Origin of the sequence: Microbispora bryophytorum, assembly GCF_043197435.1 — a bacterium.
In the GTDB taxonomy this organism is placed as follows: Bacteria; Actinomycetota; Actinomycetes; order Streptosporangiales; family Streptosporangiaceae; genus Microbispora; species Microbispora bryophytorum.
The window spans coordinates 781,221-801,094 of record NZ_JBICTF010000001.1 but is presented as its reverse complement, the minus strand read 5'-3'; the positions used below and the strand labels follow the sequence as shown (position 1 = coordinate 801,094).

18 protein-coding genes are annotated in these 19,874 nt (G+C 70.9%); 9 read left to right on the top strand and 9 right to left on the bottom strand.

From position 1 onward, the window contains the following. Positions 1–65: 65 nt before the first annotated feature. The 3 genes from ACGFIB_RS03765 (at position 66) to holA (ending at position 5,141) form a co-directional block, all read left to right on the top strand. The gene (locus ACGFIB_RS03765; RefSeq protein WP_393368217.1) at positions 66–1,202 is read left to right on the top strand and encodes a helix-hairpin-helix domain-containing protein; all 1,137 of its coding nucleotides are present in this window, start codon (positions 66–68) and stop codon (positions 1,200–1,202) included. Further along, complete coding sequence (locus tag ACGFIB_RS03760) at positions 1,199–4,111, top strand: ComEC/Rec2 family competence protein (RefSeq protein WP_393368215.1); 2,913 nt, start codon at positions 1,199–1,201, stop codon at positions 4,109–4,111. Before ACGFIB_RS03765 ends, ACGFIB_RS03760 begins: the two co-directional genes overlap by 4 nt. Before the next feature lie 64 nt (positions 4,112–4,175). After that, entirely contained in the window at positions 4,176–5,141 is a 966-nt protein-coding gene (gene holA, locus ACGFIB_RS03755) for a DNA polymerase III subunit delta (RefSeq protein WP_393368213.1), read from the top strand. Positions 5,142–5,238: 97 nt separating this feature from the next. Here holA and ACGFIB_RS03750 read toward each other — a convergent pair whose 3' ends face one another. Then, positions 5,239–5,361, bottom strand: a complete 123-nt coding sequence (locus ACGFIB_RS03750) for a hypothetical protein (RefSeq protein ID WP_393368211.1) — start codon at positions 5,359–5,361, stop codon at positions 5,239–5,241. 10 nt (positions 5,362–5,371) lie between these two features. Between ACGFIB_RS03750 and ACGFIB_RS03745 the strand changes: the two genes are divergently transcribed. Then, complete coding sequence (locus ACGFIB_RS03745) at positions 5,372–6,217, top strand: MFS transporter (protein ID WP_393368209.1); 846 nt, start codon at positions 5,372–5,374, stop codon at positions 6,215–6,217. 80 nt (positions 6,218–6,297) lie between these two features. On the opposite strand, the gene rpsT is transcribed toward ACGFIB_RS03745, so the two are convergent. Continuing rightward, positions 6,298–6,570 (bottom strand): 30S ribosomal protein S20, encoded by a 273-nt coding sequence (rpsT, locus tag ACGFIB_RS03740; protein WP_142568182.1) that lies wholly within the window; start codon positions 6,568–6,570, stop codon positions 6,298–6,300. A 137-nt stretch (positions 6,571–6,707) separates the two neighbouring features. Further along, positions 6,708–7,784: a glycoside hydrolase family 18 protein gene (locus ACGFIB_RS03735; protein ID WP_393368206.1), complete on the bottom strand. Its 1,077-nt coding sequence runs from the start codon at positions 7,782–7,784 to the stop codon at positions 6,708–6,710. Positions 7,785–7,903: 119 nt separating this feature from the next. Here ACGFIB_RS03735 and lepA point away from each other — a divergent pair, with 119 nt between their 5' ends. After that, entirely contained in the window at positions 7,904–9,727 is a 1,824-nt protein-coding gene (gene lepA / locus ACGFIB_RS03730; RefSeq protein ID WP_229689961.1) for a translation elongation factor 4, read from the top strand. Positions 9,728–9,795: 68 nt separating this feature from the next. Beyond that, positions 9,796–10,443, top strand: coding sequence for an MOSC domain-containing protein (locus ACGFIB_RS03725; protein WP_357246530.1), 648 nt, complete (start codon positions 9,796–9,798; stop codon positions 10,441–10,443). 11 nt (positions 10,444–10,454) lie between these two features. Here the strand turns inward: ACGFIB_RS03725 and ACGFIB_RS03720 are convergent, their stop codons facing one another. Further along, positions 10,455–12,050, bottom strand: coding sequence for an FAD-dependent monooxygenase (locus ACGFIB_RS03720; protein WP_393368203.1), 1,596 nt, complete (start codon positions 12,048–12,050; stop codon positions 10,455–10,457). Positions 12,051–12,182: 132 nt separating this feature from the next. On the opposite strand from ACGFIB_RS03720, the gene ACGFIB_RS03715 reads away from it, so the two are divergent. Further along, positions 12,183–12,656 carry a MarR family winged helix-turn-helix transcriptional regulator gene (locus ACGFIB_RS03715; RefSeq protein ID WP_357246536.1) on the top strand — a complete coding sequence of 158 codons (474 nt, stop codon included), beginning with the start codon at positions 12,183–12,185 and terminating at the stop codon, positions 12,654–12,656. Positions 12,657–12,970: 314 nt separating this feature from the next. On the opposite strand, the gene ACGFIB_RS03710 is transcribed toward ACGFIB_RS03715, so the two are convergent. Together ACGFIB_RS03710 and ACGFIB_RS03705 are read right to left on the bottom strand one after the other, a co-directional pair. Then, positions 12,971–13,336, bottom strand: coding sequence for a hypothetical protein (locus ACGFIB_RS03710; protein WP_393368200.1), 366 nt, complete (start codon positions 13,334–13,336; stop codon positions 12,971–12,973). A gap of 283 nt (positions 13,337–13,619) precedes the next feature. Next, positions 13,620–14,144: a hypothetical protein gene (locus ACGFIB_RS03705; RefSeq protein ID WP_393368198.1), complete on the bottom strand. Its 525-nt coding sequence runs from the start codon at positions 14,142–14,144 to the stop codon at positions 13,620–13,622. A 649-nt stretch (positions 14,145–14,793) separates the two neighbouring features. On the opposite strand from ACGFIB_RS03705, the gene ACGFIB_RS03700 reads away from it, so the two are divergent. Continuing rightward, on the top strand, positions 14,794–15,453 hold the full coding sequence (locus ACGFIB_RS03700; protein WP_393368196.1) for a phosphotransferase: 660 nt from the start codon (positions 14,794–14,796) through the stop codon (positions 15,451–15,453). A gap of 192 nt (positions 15,454–15,645) precedes the next feature. Here the strand turns inward: ACGFIB_RS03700 and ACGFIB_RS03695 are convergent, their stop codons facing one another. Continuing rightward, on the bottom strand, positions 15,646–16,536 hold the full coding sequence (locus tag ACGFIB_RS03695) for a CDP-diacylglycerol diphosphatase (RefSeq protein WP_357246546.1): 891 nt from the start codon (positions 16,534–16,536) through the stop codon (positions 15,646–15,648). Positions 16,537–17,074: 538 nt separating this feature from the next. Between ACGFIB_RS03695 and hemW the strand changes: the two genes are divergently transcribed. Beyond that, positions 17,075–18,295 (top strand): radical SAM family heme chaperone HemW, encoded by a 1,221-nt coding sequence (gene hemW, locus ACGFIB_RS03690; RefSeq protein ID WP_393368194.1) that lies wholly within the window; start codon positions 17,075–17,077, stop codon positions 18,293–18,295. 74 nt (positions 18,296–18,369) lie between these two features. Here the strand turns inward: hemW and ACGFIB_RS03685 are convergent, their stop codons facing one another. Both ACGFIB_RS03685 and ACGFIB_RS03680 read right to left on the bottom strand, forming a co-directional pair. Next, positions 18,370–19,173, bottom strand: coding sequence for a DUF3097 domain-containing protein (locus ACGFIB_RS03685; RefSeq protein WP_393368191.1), 804 nt, complete (start codon positions 19,171–19,173; stop codon positions 18,370–18,372). Positions 19,174–19,191: 18 nt separating this feature from the next. Next, positions 19,192–19,809: a hypothetical protein gene (locus tag ACGFIB_RS03680; protein ID WP_393368189.1), complete on the bottom strand. Its 618-nt coding sequence runs from the start codon at positions 19,807–19,809 to the stop codon at positions 19,192–19,194. Positions 19,810–19,874 lie beyond the last annotated feature (65 nt).

Here is a 19,874-nt window from a genome sequence, read left to right as displayed (position 1 = left end):
CGGGTTGTCCACAGAATCGCGTTCGGCGGCGAGTGGGGGCCTGGCGTGTCCCTACCGTCCAATGCGTGCGAAGCAAGGAGTCTCGCGGGCCCGTCCGCGGCGTCGTCGGCGAGTCCCGCCTGCGCGGGCTGTTGCGTCCGCTCGACCCGGTTCCCCCGTCCGCGCGCCTGCGGTCGACGCCGTTCCCGCCGGGGCCGCCACCGTCGTTCGGCGCCCCCCACCTCGTCCGTGCGGACACGTACGTGCCGGGGCATCCGAGGGAGGCCGAAGACGGCCCTCACCCTGAGGAGACCTCCGGCATGGCCGGCCTGCCCGAGGAGGCCGTCGATCGGCGGGAAGGAGGAGCGGACGGACCGGGAACGTCCGCGCGGGACCTGCGGACGCTCGGACGGGAGGCACTCGGCCGCACTCTGCCACGGCTCGACCCGGGCATGCCCGGCCTGCGGGTGCTGGTGGCCGCCGGGCTGCTCGCCGCGGTCGTCACCGGGTTCCTGGCCTGGCGGTCGAGGCCGGTGGCCGAGCCCATCGCCCCACCGCTCCCGGCCGCCGCGGTCGGAGACCTCGGCCCTGCCACCGCGCACTCGGCCGGCCCCTCCTCCGGCCACTCCTCCGACCGTGCCGCAGGCTCCGCCGCCGGCCCATCCGCGGCGCCGGGTTCGGCCTCGGCTGCGACGCCGGGTCCCGAATCCGACAGCGGGCCGGGCGCGACGGCCTACGTCGCGGGCGCCGGTGGTCCCACGGCCACGACCCCCGGTTCATCGGCGCGAGTCGTGGTCTACGTGACGGGCAAGGTCCGCAACCCGGGGGTGTTCGTCCTCGCGTCCGGCGCGCGGGTCGCCGATGCGATCGAGGCCGCGGGAGGTCTGCGAAAAGGGGCGAAACCGGGCGGGATCAACCTGGCCCGGCGTCTGGTGGACGGCGAGCAGATCGTCGCCGGAAGCCCGGCGACAGCCGGCGCGGGCCCCGCCACCGGCCCTCAGCCGGGCATGGAGCCGGGGACGACGGGAGCCGGGGTGGTGAACCTCAACACCGCCTCCGCCGAGCAGCTCGACGCGCTGCCCGGGATCGGTGGTGTGATCGCGCAACGGATCGTCGACTACCGGGACGCGCACGGAGGCTTCCAGAGCGTCGACCAGCTGAAGGACGTCCCAGGCATCGGAGACAGGAAGCTCGCCGAGATGCGCGACAAGGTCTCCGTGTGACCGCCGCCGGCTTTCCCCACGACCTCCCCGAGGGCCGCGACGAGCCGGGGCAGGACGAGCCGGGGCGTGAACCGGGCAGCGACGAGCCGGGGCAGGATGAGGCGGGGCAGGACGAGCCGGGGCGCGGCGGGGCGGTCTCCGGTCCGGCGGCTCTGGCCGCTCCAGCGGTGGCCTCCTGGCTCACGGCACTCGTGCTGCTCGGCTGCTCCGCCGTCGCCGGAGCCGCCGTGGCGCTGGCGGCGGCTGTCGCGGGCGCCGTCATGTGGGCCGTAACGAGGGCCGTGGTGCGGCGCCGCAACCAGGTGGCGCACCTCAACCAGGCGGCCTACCTCAACCAGGCGGCCTACCTCAATCAGGTGGCGGGCCCCGATCAGGTGGCGGACCCCACCCAGGCTCCGGCAGGAGAGCGCTCCGCCGCCGGGGGCGAGGAATGGGCAGGTGCGGCAGGTGCGGCACCCCGGCGCCGCTTGGGGAAGCAGCAGTGGTGGACGGGCGGGGCTGCCGCAAGGATCGCACTGGCGGTGCTCGCATCGGTGGCCGTCACGGCCGCGGTGACGGCGTGCATGGTCCACGGGGTGACGACCGGGCCGGTGCCGGACATGGCCCGCCGGGACGTCACGGTGACCGCCGAGGCCGAGATCACCGACGATCCGCGCATCCGGCCGCATCAGGGCGGGGTGTCCCGGCGCGAGACGGCGGTCGTCCGGGCCCGGATGCTGCTCGTGTCGGCCGCTCAGGAACGGTACGCCGTGGACGTGCCCGTCGTGCTGCTCGCTCCCGCCGACGGCTGGCGTCCGCTGCTGCCGAGCCAGCGGGTCAGGGTGCGCGGGCGATTGCGCCCGGCCGAGCAGGGTGAGCCCGTCGCGGCCGTGATGCTCGTCCGGGGGCGGCCCGAGCCGATCGGCGCGCCCTCGGCCGTGCAGCGTGCGGCCGGAGTGCTGCGCGCGGGGCTGCGCGAGGCGAGTGATGTGCTGCCGGACGACCAGCGCGGGCTGCTGCCCGGCCTGGTCGTCGGCGACGTGTCGCGCCTGGACGAGGAGGTCCGGCTCGACCTGGCGACGGCGGGGCTCGGTCACCTCACGGCGGTGTCCGGCACCAACCTGGCGATCGTGGCGGGCGCCGTGCTGGTGCTCGGGCGATTCGCCGGGCTGCCACTGGCCCTCCGGGCCGTCGTCGTGGTCGTCGCGATGACGGCGTTCGCGGTCGTGGCGAGACCGTCGCCGAGCGTGCTGCGCGCCCTCGTCATGGGAACCGTCGCGGCGGTGGCGCTCGGCACCGGCCGCACCCGGGACGGCGTGGCCGCCCTGTCGGCGACCGTGCTGGGGCTGGTCGTGTTCGATCCCGGGCTGGCCCGGCAGTGGGGCTTCGCGCTGTCGGTGTTCGCGACCGGCGGCATCCTGATCCTCGCGCCCCGGTGGCGTGACCGTCTGACGGCGCGGCGGGTGCCCCGTCTGCTCGCCGAGGCCCTGGCCGTGACCGCCGCGGCGCAGGCCGCGGTCACACCCCTGCTGGTGCTGATGTCCGGGCGCCTCGACCTGGCCGCGATCCCGGCCAACCTGCTCGCGGAGCCCGCGGTGGCGCCCGCGACGGTGCTGGGGTTCGGGGCCGCCGTGATCGCCCCGGTGAGCATCGACCTGGCCCGGCTGCTGGCGCGCCCTGCCGGGTGGGCCGTGGGCTGGATCATCGCAGTGGCGCAGCGGGCCGCCGACCTTCCGTTCGCCTCGGCGCAGTGGCTCGGGGGAGTGGCGGGCGTCGCCGCGCTCGCGGCGGCGGCCGTCGCGGGATGGCTCGTCCTGCGGGGCCGTGCGCGAAGACGCCTGGTGGTGGCGCTGGCTGCGGGAGCGCTGCTCGCCGGCCTCGTGGCCATGCCGGTGGTGTCGCCTTGGCCGCCGCCGGGATGGCTGCTGGTCGTCTGCGACGTCGGCCAGGGAGACGCCCTGGCGCTGGCGGCCGGTCCCGGCCGGGCCGTGGTGGTCGACGCCGGACCGCAGCCGGGCCCCACCGACCGGTGTCTGCGCGCGCTCGGAGTGCGGCAGGTGCCGCTCGTGGTCCTGACCCACCCCCACCTCGATCACGTCGGCGGGCTGCCGGGCGTGCTGCGCCGCCGAACGGTGGGGGCGGTGGTCGTGAGCCCGAGCCGCGTGCCGGAGGGCGAGGCCGATCGCGTCTCCGCGCAGCTCAGGACGGCCCGGATCCCGGAATGGCAGGCGGTTCCCGGGACGCGGTGGCGGTTCGGGCCGAGCGAGATCACCGTGCTCGCCCCTGAGCCCGGGGTGGCGCCGCAGGGCCCCGGCGAGGGGGCGACGGCCAACAACGCCAGCGTCGTCCTGCTGGTCCGCTGGTTCGGACCGAGTACCGCACCACGCGGCCTGTCGGCGGCACAGAGCGATCTGCCTACGGCGCTGGGCGACACGCCTGCGGCGCCGGGCGACATGCCTGCGGCGCCGGGCGACACGTCTGCGGCACCGGGTGATCTGCCTATGGCACAGGGCGCGGTCGCAGCGCCCGGGGCGGCGGCAGAGGCCGGGTCACGCCTGGCGCCGGTGCCGCCTCTAGGGCCGACCCTGGGGCCGACTCTGGGGGCGGCCCTGCTCGCCGGGGACCTGGAGACGGAGGCGCAGGAAAGCCTGGTGCGGCGGGGTCTGCCACGGGTCGACGTGCTGAAGGTGCCCCATCACGGGTCGTCCCGGCAGGCGCCGGCCTTCCTCGCCGCCACGGGCGCGCGGGCCGCCCTCATCAGCGTCGGCGCGGTCAACGACTACGGGCATCCCGCCCCGCCGACGCTGCGGCGCCTGCGCTGGCTCGGCATGCGCCCCTACCGTACCGACCTGTCGGGGGACATCGCCGTCGTCGCCACCGCTGACGGCCTCGCCGTGGTCGTACGGGGCGCAGGAGCGCGAGCCGGGTGAGGGACGCGAGGGTGGGGCGGCGGCGGATGTGCCCCGGCCGTCTGGGCGTGGCATGCTGCGTGACATGGCGAACCCAGCACCTGTGACCCTGGTCGTCGGCGACGAGGAGTTCCTGGCCGATCGCGCCGTCGGCTCCATCGTGGCGGCGGTGCGCGCCGAGGATCCGGGGGCGGAGCTGCACGACCTTCAGGGGAGCAAGGTGGAGCCGGGGGAGGTGACCGGTTTCACCTCCCCCTCGTTGTTCGGTGACCGGTCGGTCATCGTGATCCGAGGGGCACAGGACCTCTCGAAGGACGTCGTCGCCGAGATCGTGAAGTACATCGCCCATCCGGCCGACGACACGGTGCTGGTGCTGGCCCACCCCGGCGGGGTCAAGGGAAAGGCCCTGGTGGACGGTGTGAAGAAGGCGGGCGCCGACGTGGTCACCGTGGCCAAGCCGAACAAGGCGGGGGAGCGGCTCGACTTCATCAAGGCCGAGGTCCGCAGGGAGGGCCGCTCGATCTCGCCCGCCGCCGCCCAGGCGCTGCTCGACGCGGTGGGCAGCGACCTGCGCGAACTGGCGGCCGCCTGCAACCAGCTCGCCTTCGACACCGAGGGCAAGAACATCGACGAGGCGGCGGTCGCGAAGTACTACCGGGGGCGCGCCGAGGTCAGCGGGTTCACCATCGCCGACCTGGCGATCGAGGGCCGCCTGGGTGAGGCGCTGGAACAGGTCCGATGGGCCATCGCCACGGGTGTGGCTCCGGTGCTGATCGTCAGCGCGCTGGCCGGGGGCCTGCGCTCGCTCGCGAAGGTGGGCGGGGCGCCCCGCAACCTGCGCGGCGGTCAGCTCGCGAGCCATGTGGGCATGCCGCCGTGGAAGGTCGACCGGGTGAAGCGCCAGCTGGCCGGCTGGGGGCCGGAGGGCATCTCCGCCGCCCTGCAGGCCGTGGCCACCGCCGACGAGCAGGTCAAGGGCGGCGGCGCCGACCCGGCGTACGCGCTGGAGAAGGCCGTCCACACGATCGTGGCCAGTCGAACCAAGCGCTGACTTCCGCCATCTCGGCTCGGGACGTCGCCGAGGGTGTCTGTCCGGAGCCGGTCGCACAAGGGCTGGTGCCGGGGGTTCGCTGTGTCCGCCCATCGGCTCAGGCGCGGCCGGGGTTCTCCACGCGAAGCAGCATCCGCTTGAGCAGCGCCGCGAGGACGTCCTGGTCATCCGGCCCGAGGACGCCTACCATCGCGTCCTCGACCTCGCCGCGCAGGTCCATCGCCTTTGTGGTGCCGGCCGAGCGCCGGCTGCGGGTGAACGCCCACATCGGAGTGGCCGGCGGCCTCGCCCAGATCGCCGGCCCCGCGCTCGCCGGAGGCATGACGCTGTGGCTCGGCCCTGGCTGGTCCTTCCTGCTGACCGGGGCCCTGTTCGCGGGGTCCGCGGTCACGCTGGGCGGCCTGGTCACGGCTTCCCGGCCGGCGGCCGAGCGCGCTCACTTCCTCGGCGACCTGCGGGAAGGGTGGCGCGAGGCGCGGCGGCACCGCTGGTTCCTCGTCAGTGTGGCCGGGCACGGCGTCTGGCACCTCGGGGTGGGCGTCCTGCTGACCCTCGGCCCGGTCATCGCCGTACGCAGCCTGGGTGGGGAGCCGGTCTGGGTGGTCGTCGCACAGGCCGGAACGGCGGCGACGGTGCTCGGCGTCTTCGTGGCCCCCAGGCTGCCGATCAGACGGCCCCTCGCCGTGGCGGCGGTGGGGGCGGCGGTCTACGCGTGCCCGCTCGTCGCCTTCGCGTTTCCCACAGCGTTTCCCGCGCCGGCTGTGGCCGTCACCGCCGCGTACGTCGTCGCGATGCTGGGCGTCGGGGTGCTGACGCCGCTGTGGGAGACGGTCGTGCAGCAGCGTGTGGAGCCTCAGGCGCTCGGCCGGGTGGACTCGTTCGACGCGCTCATCTCCTTCGCGGCCCGGCCGCTCGGGCTCGCCGCGGCGGCGCCGCTCGCCGCCTGGGCGGGCGCCGCGGCTCCGCTGCTCACGGCCGCGGCGCTGGTGGCCGCGGTCAACCTGGCCGTGCTCGCCCTGCCCGAGGTCCGGCGGCGTACGACGGAGGAGGCGGCGCAGCCGCCCGTGCCCGTCTGACGCACGCAGCGACAGAGGGCATGCGAAAACGCCGCATCCCCCCGGCTAGGGGAGACACGGCGCGTGCGCTTGGTGCGAACTTACTGGGCAGCCTGCAGGGCGGCGGCGCGCTTGGCGATCGCCGCCTTCCGGTTGGCGGCCTGGTTCTTGTGAATGACGCCCTTGCTGACGGCCTTGTCGAGCTGCCGGGACGCGGCCTTGAGCGCGACGAGGGTCTCGTCCACGTTGCCCTGGTCGGCGGCCTCGCGAAACTTGCGGACCGCGGTCTTCAGGGACGATTTGACGGCCTTGTTGCGCAGCCGGTGCTTCTCGTTCTGCCGGTTGCGCTTGATCTGGGACTTGATGTTCGCCACGAAGAAAGCCTCAGTGTTAAGTCTTGGTCGGATGGGGCGCGCGGGCTGGTGAGAGGGCGCGCCACACGCAGTTGGACAGGATACCAACAGCCCGGGCCGCCGCTCAAATCGCGACGACAGGACCGCCCCCGCTCATGCTACCGCGACGCGGCCGTGGAGGTCCGCACATCGGCCCGCTCGCCCGACGACTCCACACTCCCTCCGGCGCCGCCGCGCACCCAGGCCTGCTCGTACTCCCTCCAGTCCTCCTCCGTGGCCGCGAAATCGACGTACAGGGCCAGGCCGAACTCGGTGCGCGGGCCGTGCTCGCTGATCGCGAGCCGCGCGCCCTCGGCCGCGGCCTCGACGCTCTCGGCATAGTCGAGGTACGCCACGCCGTGGTCGTGGTAGGCCGGGGCCCCGATGAGGAGGGTCTTGTTCTCGGGGACGAGGTCCAGGGCGAGCGAGGTCTGCCGCGCGACGTAGCCGCCGTACAGGGACGGCAGGGGCGTCCCCGAGTCGTACGTCATGATCGCGACCTGGTCGGTCAGTCCGACGACCTGGCGGAAGTAGTCCGGCGTCCAGTACTTGTCGTGGCCGATCGCGAGGGCGGCGGGGGCGCGCAGGCCGATCAGCGGCTCGATCTGCTGGGTGGCGACCGACAACGGCCGGGCGCCGATGGCCTGCCGCGTCTCGCGCAGGACGCTGAGGAACGGCTCGTCCCCGTCGGAGACCGGTTCGAAGTCGTAGTGGATCCCGTCGAACCCGAGGGAGACCAGGTCGCGGGCGCCCGCCACGACGCGGGCCCGCGTCGCCGTGTCGGCCAGGTTCAGGTGGTTCTTGCCGTTGTCGTTGACCGTCTGGCCGAGCCAGGCCGACACCCGGACGCCGGGCACGTTCTTCCGCCACCACTTCAGGAATTCGCCGGCGTTGGCGTATCGGTCGGGTGGCAGGGTTCCGTCGTACTTGAACGGGCCGCTGTGGACGTACACGTCCTTGATCCCGCTCGCCCGCAGCCGTACGGCGAGGGCCCGCACGTCGGCCTCGGTGCGGCGGCCGTCCACCCACGCGTGCCCCATCCACAGGGCGTCGTGGCCGGTGGTCCTGGCCCATCCGGCGGGCGTTCCGGCGAACTGCAGGCGCAGCGCGGCGGCGCCGGCCAGGGCGAGCACGACCGGTACGGCCACGACGACGGCGGTTATTCGCAGAACACGTCTGGTGGTCAAGGCAAGCACCCGGACATGCCACCATGGAGGGTGGCTGGTCCGCCAGCCTCGGGAGGGCCCGCCGAGCGCGAGGCGAGGCGGACGGCCCGCCCGATCAGCAGTCAATCATCTTGTCGAAACGGACCTCGGTGCGCACTCAGCCTGGCCAGACCGACCCCGCGTTGATCCGCAACTTCTGCATCATCGCGCATATCGACCATGGCAAGTCGACACTCGCCGACCGGATGCTGCAGCTCACCGGCGTGGTGGACGACAGGTCGATGCGCGCACAGTACCTCGACCGCATGGACATCGAGCGGGAACGGGGCATCACCATCAAGTCGCAGGCCGTGCGGCTGCCGTGGGACGGCCACGTCCTCAACATGATCGACACGCCCGGCCACGTGGACTTCACCTACGAGGTGTCCCGGTCGCTGGAGGCGTGCGAGGGCGCGATCCTGCTGGTCGACGCGGCGCAGGGCATCGAGGCCCAGACGCTGGCCAACCTCTATCTGGCCATGAACGCCGACCTCCACATCATCCCGGTGCTCAACAAGATCGACCTGCCCGCCGCGCAGCCGGACAAGTACGCCGAGGAGATCGCCGGACTGATCGGCTGCGACCCCGCCGACGTGATGCGGGTGTCCGGCAAGACCGGCGACGGGGTCAGGGAGCTGCTCGACCACGTCGTCCAGCACGTCCCGGCGCCCGTCGGGAACGCCGACGTCCCCGCCCGCGCGTTGATCTTCGACTCGGTGTACGACACCTACCGGGGCGTCGTGACGTACGTGAGGGTGGTCGACGGGCATCTGTCCAGGCGCGAGCGCGTGCTGATGATGTCCACGGGCGCGCAGCACGAGTTGCTGGAGATCGGTGTCATCTCGCCCGAGCCCATGCCGTCCGACCAGGGGCTCGGCGTCGGCGAGGTGGGCTACCTGATCACCGGCGTGAAGGACGTGCGCCAGTCCCGCGTCGGTGACACGGTCACCAACGCGGTCAAGCCCGCCTCCGGGGCCCTCGGCGGATACGAGCACCCCAAGCCGATGGTCTACTCCGGGCTCTATCCGATCGACGGCGACGACTACCCCGAGCTGCGCGAGGCCCTCGACAAGCTGCGGCTGAACGACGCCGCGCTCGTGTACGAGCCGGAGACGTCGGCGGCGCTCGGCTTCGGCTTCCGCTGCGGCTTCCTCGGCCTGCTGCACATGGAGATCGTCCGGGAGCGGCTGGAGCGCGAGTTCAACCTGTCGCTGATCTCGACCTCGCCCAACGTCATCTACCGGGTGATCATGGAGGACGGCAGGGAGCACGTCGTCACCAACCCGTCGGAGTTCCCGGCCGGGAAGATCGGCGAGATCTTCGAGCCGATGGTGAAGGCCACGGTGCTCGCGCCGTCCGAGTTCATCGGCGCGATCATGGAGCTGTGCCAGGGCCGCCGCGGGCAGCTCCAGGGCATGGACTACCTGTCGGAGGACCGGGTCGAGATCCGGTACACGCTCCCGCTCGGTGAGATCATCTTCGACTTCTTCGACCAGCTGAAGTCGAAGACCCGCGGGTACGCCTCGCTCGACTACGAGCCGTCCGGCGAGCAGGAGTCCGACCTGGTCAAGGTGGACATCCTGCTGCAGGGCGAGACCGTGGACGCGTTCAGCGCGATCGTGCACCGCGAGAAGGCGTACGCCTACGGCGTGGAGATGGCCAAGAAGCTCAAGGAGCTCATCCCGCGGCAGCAGTTCGAGGTGCCCATCCAGGCCGCGATCGGCGCGCGCGTCATCGCCCGGGAGAACATCCGCGCCATCCGCAAGGACGTCCTCGCCAAGTGCTACGGCGGTGACATCAGCCGTAAGCGCAAGCTGCTGGAGAAGCAGAAGGAAGGCAAGAAGCGGATGAAGATGGTCGGCCGGGTGGAGGTCCCCCAGGAGGCCTTCGTCGCCGCCCTCTCGTCCGAGGCCCCGGACAAGAACAAGAAGTAGGAATCCCTGGTTTGACCGGCACTTAATTGTGTTCGCGGAGAAACATGACCCTCGGTTAACGTTTGATCATGCGCATCCTCTCTGTCAACGTGGGCCGGGCAGTGGACGTCGAGTGGGCCGGCAACCTGGGGCGGACCGCCATCGACAAGCGGAAGATCGAGGGCCGGGTCGCCGTACGCGAGAACGGCCTGGCGGGCGACGAGCGCGCCGACGTCGCCAACCACGGCCACCCGGACCAGGCGGTGTACGCCTACGCGCGGGAGGACTACGACTGGTGGGAGCCCCGCATGGGCCGCGACCTGCGCGACGGCCAGTTCGGGGAGAATCTCACGACGTCCGGGGCCGACCTGACCGGCGCGGTCCTCGGGGAGCGGTGGCGGGTCGGCACGGCCGTCCTGGAGGTCACCGCCCCTCGCATCCCCTGCGTGGTGTTCCGCAACTGGCTGGACGAGCGCGGCTGGGTGAAGCGCTTCACCGAGGCGGGCCGCACCGGGGCGTACTTCCGGGTGATCGAGCAGGGTGATCTCGGCGCGGGAGACGAGATCGAGGTGCTCGACCGGCCCTCGGACAGCGTGACGATCGCCGAGGCGTTCCGGGCCTACCACGGCGACCGGGACCTGTTGCTGCAGATCCTCAGCGTCCCCGGCCACAGCGACAAGTGGGACCAGGTCGCCGAGCGTGTGCTCGGAGACCGCAGCGGCGTCGTCGCATCCTGATCACGAACAGCTCACGCGAGGACCGTACGCAGCGCGCCTTCCAGCTCCACCAAGCCGGCCTCGCCGGGTGACCGCCAGGCGATGATCCCGTCCGGCCGCACGAGCACGGCTCCAGTCGAGGTGACCCCGTACGCGGCGGGGAACCGGCCGTCCGGGTCGCCGAGCCCCGCCGCGCCACCGACGACGTACGTCTCGATGGGAACATGAAGATTCCGCGCGGCCTCGGTCGCCGCCTTCTCCCACATCCCTCCCTCGGCGCCGGCGAGCACCGTAAACCCGGTGCCGAACAGGTCGCGGGCCGAGATCGGCGCGCCCTCGCGGGTGAGCCGCACGTGGGACGCCCGGGTTCCCGGACGTCCCGAGGGCGAGGCCGGATCCTCGAAGAGCGGGCGCTCCTCGCCCGGTTCGGGGACGAACGCGCCGGACGGCGAGACGTATCCGAACAACGCGATCGCGGGATCCATGATCTCCGCGACCGTGTTGTCACGCAGGTGCGGCGCCTGGCGCTGGACCATGTTCGCGTACTGCTGCTCTGCGAGGGCGTCGGTGTAGGGGCGTCGCTCGGCGTCGTAGGAGGCGACCAGGCCGGGACCCGCCACACCGGCCAGTGCGTACGCGAGCCTCCAGGCGAGGTGATACCCGTCCATGACGGCGGTGTTGCCGCCCTGCCCGCCGGTCGGCGGCATCAGGTGGGCGGCGTCGCCGGCGAGGAGGACCCGCCCGGAGCGGAAGGTGTCGGCGACACGGGTGACATGCTCACCCGAGGACGACCACGCCGCGTCCACGATCGTTACGTCCAGGTCCGGCACGCCACAGGCGATGCGGAGCATCTCGGTGAGCTCGTCCCGATCGGGTTTCTCATCCGGGCCGAACACACAGCTCACGACGTACCGGCCGGGGTGGTCGGTGGTGACCACGGTGGCCGATCCAGCGGGCAGGGCGGGGTTTCGGAGGTAGAACAGGCCGAAGGTGGCCCCCCTGAGCGTGACGTCGAGATCGGCCTCGAACTGCAGGAACATTTTTCGGGCGGGCTGGGACGAGGTCCGTCCGTGCGCGGCGATGCCGGCGGCGTCCCTGATCGTGCCTCTGTGGCCGTCCGCGCCGACCAGGTAGCGGGAGGTCGCGGTCCGCCGCCGCCCGGTGGCGGTGTCAAGGAGCGTGGCGACGACCCCCTCGTCCTCCTGCCGGAAGGACTCCAGGATGGTGGAGAACCTGATCTCGGCTCCCAGTTGGACGGCCCTGTCGGCGAGGATGCGCTCAGCGCGTTCCTGACTGGTCGCGGCCATCGGAGCAGCGGATAAGCCGGATAAGTCCGGCGCGGTCTGCACGAAGTTGTGCAGAACCCTGCCGGTGACGCTCTCCGCGATCACAATGATGCTCTCGGTTCCCCCGGGCGGTGCGGCCTCCAGGAATCGTCCGGCCACACCGGCCGTGGCGAGCGCCTCCATCGTCGGAGGCATCTGCCCCCGCGCCTTGGGCTGGGTCGACAGGCCCGCATGGCGTTCCACGACGAGCGCGGGCACCCCGTGCAGGCCGAGGAACATCGCGGTGGACAGTCCGGCCAGACCGGCTCCGGCCACGAGGACGGGCGCGGACTCTGTGGTCATGATCAGCCTCCTGAGGTAAAATTCGTCCGATGCCTGGGAAGTCTCGATCAATCGAGATATTCAACTTATGAACGATGTGGAGTGTTCGTGTCAACCCACCGATCCGAGGCACTGCGATCTCTCATGGAGGCGATGCGTGAGAACGCCGGCCGCGGAGTCGTGCTGCACCAGGCGATCGCGGACCGATTCGGGCTCGGTCCGACCGATCTGAAGTGCCTCGACTTGGCCCGCCACGAGCCGGAGCTCACGGCGGGACGGCTGGCCGAGCTCACCGGCCTGAGCACGTCGGCCATCACGTCGGTCGTCGACCGGCTCGAACGTGGCGGCTTCGTCGAGCGGCATCGGGACGACCTCGACCGCCGCAAGGTGCTGATCCGCTCGACCGGACGACACGAGGCGGCGTTGGAGGAGGTCTTCGCCACGGTGGAGTCGGAGTTCCTTGCGATCGTCTCCGACTACGACGATGACCAGTTGGAGAAATTCGTCGATTTCGTTCGCCGTCTCAACGCGCGGGCGCACCAGGTGACGGCGGCGCTCATCGCGCGTCCCCCGGGCGACCAACGACACGAAGGGCGGTGGGACCCCGGCGATCGGGAGCGGGGGTGAACCGGTCGGTCGAAGCGGAGGTCGCCCAAGCGCTGAACGGTGGGTGCGTGATCCCCGGATCGGTGACCATCGCCTACGACGGGCCTGGTCACATCATGCACGGGTCGGGCACGGAGTGCCTGATTCAGCAGCCGTGATCATCGGCTTCCACCTGCTTGCCTCGTAGCCGGCTCCGAGCCGGGCGAAATGCCCGGGCCCCCCGTGCCCGCACCGGAGGTGCCTATGCCGGAGATCTCGTCGCCGCTCTGGGCCGACCGCAAGCGGTTGCCCGGCTGCCGTGCGGAAGGGGCCGGGTGCCCCTTCCGCGCAGCGGGTCAGCGGAGGACGGAGTAGAGGGCGGTGGTGAGGGAGGCCTTGGCGTCGTCCTGGTCGATGGACCACAGCATGGAGCCGCCGAGGCCCTTGAGGCGGATGCAGGCGGCGTTTCCAGCAGGACGGCGGGGTCGTCGTAGGACCAGAACTCGTTGCAGTCGTAGAGCCACAGGGTGCCGGCGAGCAGGTCGCGGTAGCGCTTGCCGGTTGGGCGCGCCGCGGGACTCTGGGGTGAGGACGGCGTCGGAGAAGTATTGGGGGCCGGTCCAGCCGCCGAGGGAGATCAGGACCTTGAGGCCGGGGTGGCGGACCTTGAGCTTCTTGAGCCGGCCGAGGTTGCCCTTGAGCGCCAAGGGTCCCGGCCGCACGAGTGCTCACCTGTCGACGGCTACCGTTACCGAGTCTGCCCGACGCTTGAAGCCGACCCGGTAGCTCTCATCAGGCCGCATGCCCGGCCGCCGAGCGGACGCAGAGCCGCGCGGCGATGCGGAGCGCCGTCACCTTGACTTGGGCTCGATCGCCAGGATGAAAGAGGTTGTCGAGGTCCTCCCGGGCTCCGCCTGAGTCAGGTCCCGGCTGCGTATCCACGCCTTTCACTCCTTGGCGAGGTCGCCCATCGGCACGGAAATCGGTCCTGTCCTACGTTGGAAGTCACTTCGCATTGCGCCACTGGGTGAGCGTGTGACTCGTGCTCTTGACTACTTGGGGGATGGACTCATTTTGTGGCCAGATCTGCAGCAGATAACGATCGATGATGGCATCAGTCGAGCAGTCCGATTCTGTGGCCCGGTCCATGTGGACGGCGTGATACCGCAATCGGTACCAGCCCGGGCCCGACGACAAGTCGGGTAGCTTGTGAAATCCCTCGCCTCCCCACTCGATAAGGAAGATTTGTCCTGTCTGGGTGTGGAAGCTGATTTCCACGATGTCCTCGTACTCGTTGACGTCCGGCCCTGGATCGCGGTCCGACACGGTCACCGAGAAGCCGACCATCCCCGTGTGCAGGCCCGTGACCAGGAGACCTTTACCGTCCTTCACCCGAATGATGCCCACAGGGTGCTCGGGGTGGTCATCGAGGAAGGTTTCCGGAGCCCCCATGTCGTCGGCGAGGTCGTCGAGATAGATCAGACGATAGCTGACGTGGACATCGAACGACACGGTCCGATTGGTAGTCATAGTCGGGGATTCTACGGATATAACGATTCGGAAGATCGCGCATCTCATGACGTCTGGCTGTCTCTTCAGATGGGCACCTCCAACCTCTTCCGCCCCCGCTGCTCGATTGTTCGTGGCCCTTGGTCGGTGTCAATTCCGTCTGTGCGGGTTGGGGGCCGGGGTCGCGGTGTACGTCGTTGGTGGATGGACACGCGAAGACGGCATGACACCTCGGTCGGGCCACTGATGTCGGCAGCTATCGGGGGGCGGGGGAGGAGCGGCGCGGGTCGTAGACACAGGTGCGGCCACGCCCGAGGTGAGCGGGGCCGCGTGAGGGCTGGATCGTCTATCGCATCTCGCCGAGGAGCAGGGCATGCCACACCCTGCGGGCCTTCTCTATGGGCCAGCGGTGTGTTTCCTTTGATCTAAGGTCCTCGCCGACGGAGGCGGGTCAACGCACGAAGTGGGTGCCAGAGCCAGTTCTCCCGAGCCGTCGGCAAGGGCCGCGTACCGGGCGGCGAGTACGACGAATCGGCGCTTGACCCAGGTGGAGGTCTACGTCCCGATTGACGGGCCGTCGATTAGATCAGCAAGCAATCGCCACCGGCCTGGAGTACTGCACTGCACGTTTCCGGCATATGGTCTTTCGTCGTCGCCCTATGATCCTGACATGCAACCCGGCCCCTTACTCGCTTCCCGCCGCACTGCGGATGTATTCGCGATTGACAACGCGTGGGTGCTGCGCCGCTATCGAGACGGTGGTGATACGTCCGCCGAGGCGGCCGTCATGTCCTACGTCCGCAGCCAGGATTATCCGGCGCCGCGTGTCGGGCGGAGTGTGGGCGCGGACCTGGTGATGGAGCGGCTATCTGGCTCGACCATGGTGGAGGCAGCTCAGCAGGGTCGGATTACACCAGAAGAAGCCGGTGTGATGCTCGCGGGGTTGCTACGCCGTCTCCATGCTCTCCCGCCGCGGGTCTCGACCAATCCAGCGGATCGTGTCCTCCACCTTGATCTGCACCCGGAGAACGTGATGCTCACGCGTCAAGGGCCGATAGTGATCGACTGGACCAACGCGAAGGAGGGCCCACCCGCGCTGGACCGGGGTATATCAGCTCTGATCCTGGCGGAGGTCGCGGTGAGTCCCCGGGCCGAGGCGCCCGCAGCCCGCACCGCCCTGGCTTCTCTGCTCAACGAGGTGGACGATGTGATCGACCTCGATGGGGCCCTAGCGATACGGGCGGCCAACCCGACGCTGAGCCAGGCGGAGAAACAACTCCTCGGCGAGGCCACGGCGTTGGTGAGGTCCTTGCACCTCGTGACCGGCTAGGTTGCGTATCGCAAATCATGCGGTGCTCAGCGCCAGGCGGTGATGCACGACGCGGGCGCCGAGCTGTACCGCCTGGTGGCGGCTTGGCGTGGTGGCAAGTTGCCTTACGAGTTCAAGCCGCCGCCCGTGCCCGGTGTGCGGCTTGTTCAGGCCGGCCCCGGCCGCACCGCCGCCGGGGCCGGCGGTAGCGGGTCACGGATGTATGAGCAGCAGGGGGTCGCAGGTGTCGGTTCCCACCAGCTTGGGGTTGTTCGGGTCGCGCACGGCCTTCTCGCTGTTGACGATGTAGTAGCCGCCGGCGGGCCGTGGTATCACGATCAGCGTCTGGTACTGCATGATCGCCTGGGCCTTGGCCGTCGTCCCTCCGTGTCCGAGGGCGCGGACCAGCATGCTCCTGAGCATGGCGAAGAGGTTGTCGTGCGTGAATCCCGGCCAGATGAGCACGCGGTAGGTGTGCGGAATGATCCCGAGGGTCTCGCTGAAGCCCCGGACCGATACGCGCGAGTCCGCCCAGTTCGCCACGGTTCTGGCGGCCAGGTTGTCCTGGGCGGCGAGGTCGTGCCAGGACTCCCAGCGCGCCCGTGCCATGTGGATGTGCAACTGGTCGAAATCTCTGGCCTGCTTCGAATTGATCCCCAACCCCACCGGGGTGGGAACCACGGTGGGAGGCTGGGTGGCGTAGTAGTCGGCGGCGCTCCAGTAATTCGGTGCGCTGTTGTCGCATATCCACGGGCACTCAATGCCGTTGACCCGCTCGGTGGGGACGAGGATGTAGTTGACGTACTTCTTCTTGCTCTTGGCGCCGCCCATCACCACGTAGTCGGCGTGGTTCTGCAGGCAGGTGTTGTTGCTGTGACATTTCTGCATGTGCTGCCAGAGAGAGTCCGAGTCGGTGGTCTTGCCGCATTTCTTGGGATCGGGGCCCTTGGCGCATGTCGACGACGCCGCGGCCAGCGCGTGCTCGGCGCCGGCGAGGATGCCCGCGCCCGTGAGCATGGTAGTGCCCGCCAGGCTGGAGAACTGGATGAACCGGCGTCGCGTCAGCTCGCTCGCCTCGCCGTTCACCTGGTCGCCGTCACGCATGATTACCCCCGATTACCCGCACCCTGAAGCCGCCTGTCGCAATGTGCGCGTGCACTGCGGTTCCGGCCGTCCGGAGACCGGAAACGAAGATCGACGCACTCGGCGGGTTGATCCCCTCGCGGGCGGCCGGTAAAAGCGGCTGGCGCAGCCTTGAGTTTCCCCAGGAAAGATTGGAACCCTCGCCCAGGGTGCTGCGAGAATCGCCGGATGTTCGGCTCCCGGGCGTGCACGGCGACTGGTCTCGATGAGGAAGTGATTTGTCATGGCGTTGCGCGGCGGCCGAGCGGGGGCGCATTAGAATAACCCGGCACAACAAATTGCGCGATATTCGGTCGAGTGCGACAAAGGTGGATAGGGGGCCCATGCCCTTATAGGGCCGGAACCCCCGGAATCGTGCCGTGATCGTAGATCGCGTGATCGGGTTGGTCGGTGGTCGGTGGTCGGTGGTCGGTGGTCGGTGGTCGGTGGTCGGTGGTCGGCGTGGTCTCCGTGATCGGGGCGTCGAGGGCAGCGCGCGAGTGACGGCAGACTGGAGAGCGTGCCTTCAGTGCTTCCCGACGGCGACCCCGTCCCCCCGAGCGGCGAGTTGCCGTCCGAGGCCCTCGACGGGCTCGGCTCCCGTCCGTTCGGCTTCTACGTCCACGTGCCGTTCTGCGCGACGCGCTGCGGCTACTGCGACTTCAACACCTACACGGCGGCCGAGCTGGGCCCCGGCGCCGCGCAACGCGACTACGCGGCCACGGCGGTCGAGGAGATCCGGCTGGCCAGGCGCGTGCTGGGAGACGCCGCGCCGCCCGTGGAGACCGTCTTCTTCGGCGGCGGCACGCCGACCCTGCTGCCCGCCGCCGACCTCGTACGGATCCTCGACGCCATCGGCGAGGAGTTCGGCCTGCGGCCGGACGCCGAGGTGACGACCGAGGCCAACCCCGAGTCCGTGGACCCGACCTACCTGAAGGAGCTGCGAGCCGGCGGGTTCACCCGCATGAGCTTCGGCATGCAGAGCGCCGGCGAGCACGTCCTCGCCGTCCTCGACCGGCGGCACACCCCCGGCCGCCCCGCCGAGGCCGTACGGGAGGCCCGCGCGGCCGGGTTCGAGCACGTCAACCTCGACCTGATCTACGGCACGCCGGGGGAGAGCGACGACGACTGGCGGGCCTCGCTGGAGGCCGCGCTGGCCGCCGGGCCCGACCATGTCTCGGCGTATTCCCTCATCGTCGAGGACGGCACCAGGCTCGCCGCCCGGATCCGTCGCGGCGAGCTGCCGATGACGGACGACGACGTGGCGGCCGACCGCTACCTGATCGCCGAGGAGATGCTGACGGCCGCGGGCCTGAGCTGGTACGAGATCTCCAACTGGGCCGCGGGCGACGAGGCCCGCTGCCGCCACAACCTGCTCTACTGGACCGGCGGCGACTGGTGGGGGGCCGGGCCGGGGGCGCACAGCCATGTCGGCGGCACCCGCTGGTGGAACGTCAAGCACCCCGTCGCGTACGCCGCCCGCCTGGCCGCCGGGACCTCGCCCGCGCACGCCCGCGAGGTGCTGCGGGCGGAGGACAGGGCCGTCGAACGGGTCATGCTGGAGCTGCGCCTCGTCTCGGGCCTCCCGCTCGCGGACATCGCCCCCGAGGCCCGTACGGCCTGCGCGCGGGCGCTGGCGGACGGGCTGTTCGAGGTGGAGGCGTTCAAGGCCGGACGGGCCGTGCTCACGCTGCGCGGCAGGCTGCTCGCCGACGCCGTCGTCCGCGATCTGACCCCGTAGGACGGTCGGAAGACGGTCAGGCGTGGCCGGACGGTGCCCGGCCCGTCGCGCGGTCAGGACGGCGAGGCGGACGCCTATGGAGCCGTGACGAAGTCGATCAGTTGTTCCACGCGGCCGAGCAGCTCGGGCTCCAGGTCGGCGTAGGTCGTGACCCGGCCCAGGATGTGGCGCCACGTCTCCTGGGGGTCCATCCGCCAGCCGAGGGCGTCGATCACGCCCTCCTTCCAGGGCACGCCCCGCGGCACGTCCGGCCAGGCGGCGATGCCGAGCGCCCGGGGCTTGACCGCCTGCCAGATGTCCACGAACGGATGACCGACGACGAGCACGTCGTCGCCGGACACCCGGGCGGCGATGCGGCTCTCCTTCGAGCCGGGCACCAGGTGGTCCACGAGCACCCCGAGCCGCCTGCCCGGCTCGGGGCCGAACTCCTCGACGATGGCCGGCAGGTCGTCCACGCCCTCCAGGTATTCGACGACGACCCCCTCCACCCGCAGGTCGTGGCCCCAGATCTTCTCCACCAGCGAGGCGTCGTGGACGCCCTCGACGTAGATGCGGCTCTCCCTGGCGACCTGTGCGCGCAGGCCCTCGACCGCGATCGACCCCGAGGCGCTGCGCAGCGGCCCCTTCGGACCGGCCTGGGGGCGCACCAGCGTCACCGGCTTGCCGTCGAGGAGGAATCCTGCGGGCGTCAGCGGGAACACCCGGCGCCGGCCGAACCGGTCCTCCAGCGTCACGGCCTCCTTGTCGCAGGCCACCACGGCGCCGCAGAAGCGGCCCTCGGCGTCTTCGACCACGAGGTCGAGCTCGGCCGCGATCTCGGGGATCTGCCCCCGCCGTGGCCGCCGCCAGTCTCCGGAAAGCACGTCCCGCCCGTACATGCGGGGAACGCTAGCAAATCACGCCGGGCGGCGGCGGGCCGCGGAGCGGCGCGCGAGCACGACGACGGTCACGATCAGCGCAGCCAGGAAGCCGACGGTGGGCAGCGCCAGCAGCGCGACGGCGCCGCCCGCCAGCAGGCCGGCCACGCCGGTGAGCTGCTTGCCGACGCCGAAGCGCACCTCGTCGCCCTCGCAGGAGAGCTGATAGGTGCCCGCCTCGGGGACGCCTGCCTCGAACAGCAGCTCCCAGGTCGTCCCGTTCAGCGTGAGGGTCTGAGAGACGGCCGGCGGGGTCAGCCGCACCCGCGGGTCGGCGCCGTCGCCGAGCTGACAGCGGACGTCGGTGGGCTGGTCGACGGCCGCGTAGATCGCCGGCTTGTCCGCCGGGTTGAGCGCGACGGTCACCGACTGCCCGCCGGAGAAGATCGTGGCGGGCGCGGCGTCGCCGAGCGTGGAGAACAGGCCGCCGGTGAACCCGCCGGCGCCCGCCACCAGCAGGACGACGAAGAGCACCCAGGAAAGGAGGATCCACAGCAGCCGGGGCCGGATCGGCAGGGAGCCGGCGTACGGCGAGGCGAAGGGGTGCGGCATCCGCAGGGTAACGTCGGCCGGCGAGGAGGTCTGGTTCTCGTGCATGGGTGAAGAGTCGACCATGCGGCTTGTGGTCGATTTGCAGCTCGCTTGTCCTGGTGCCGTCGCGT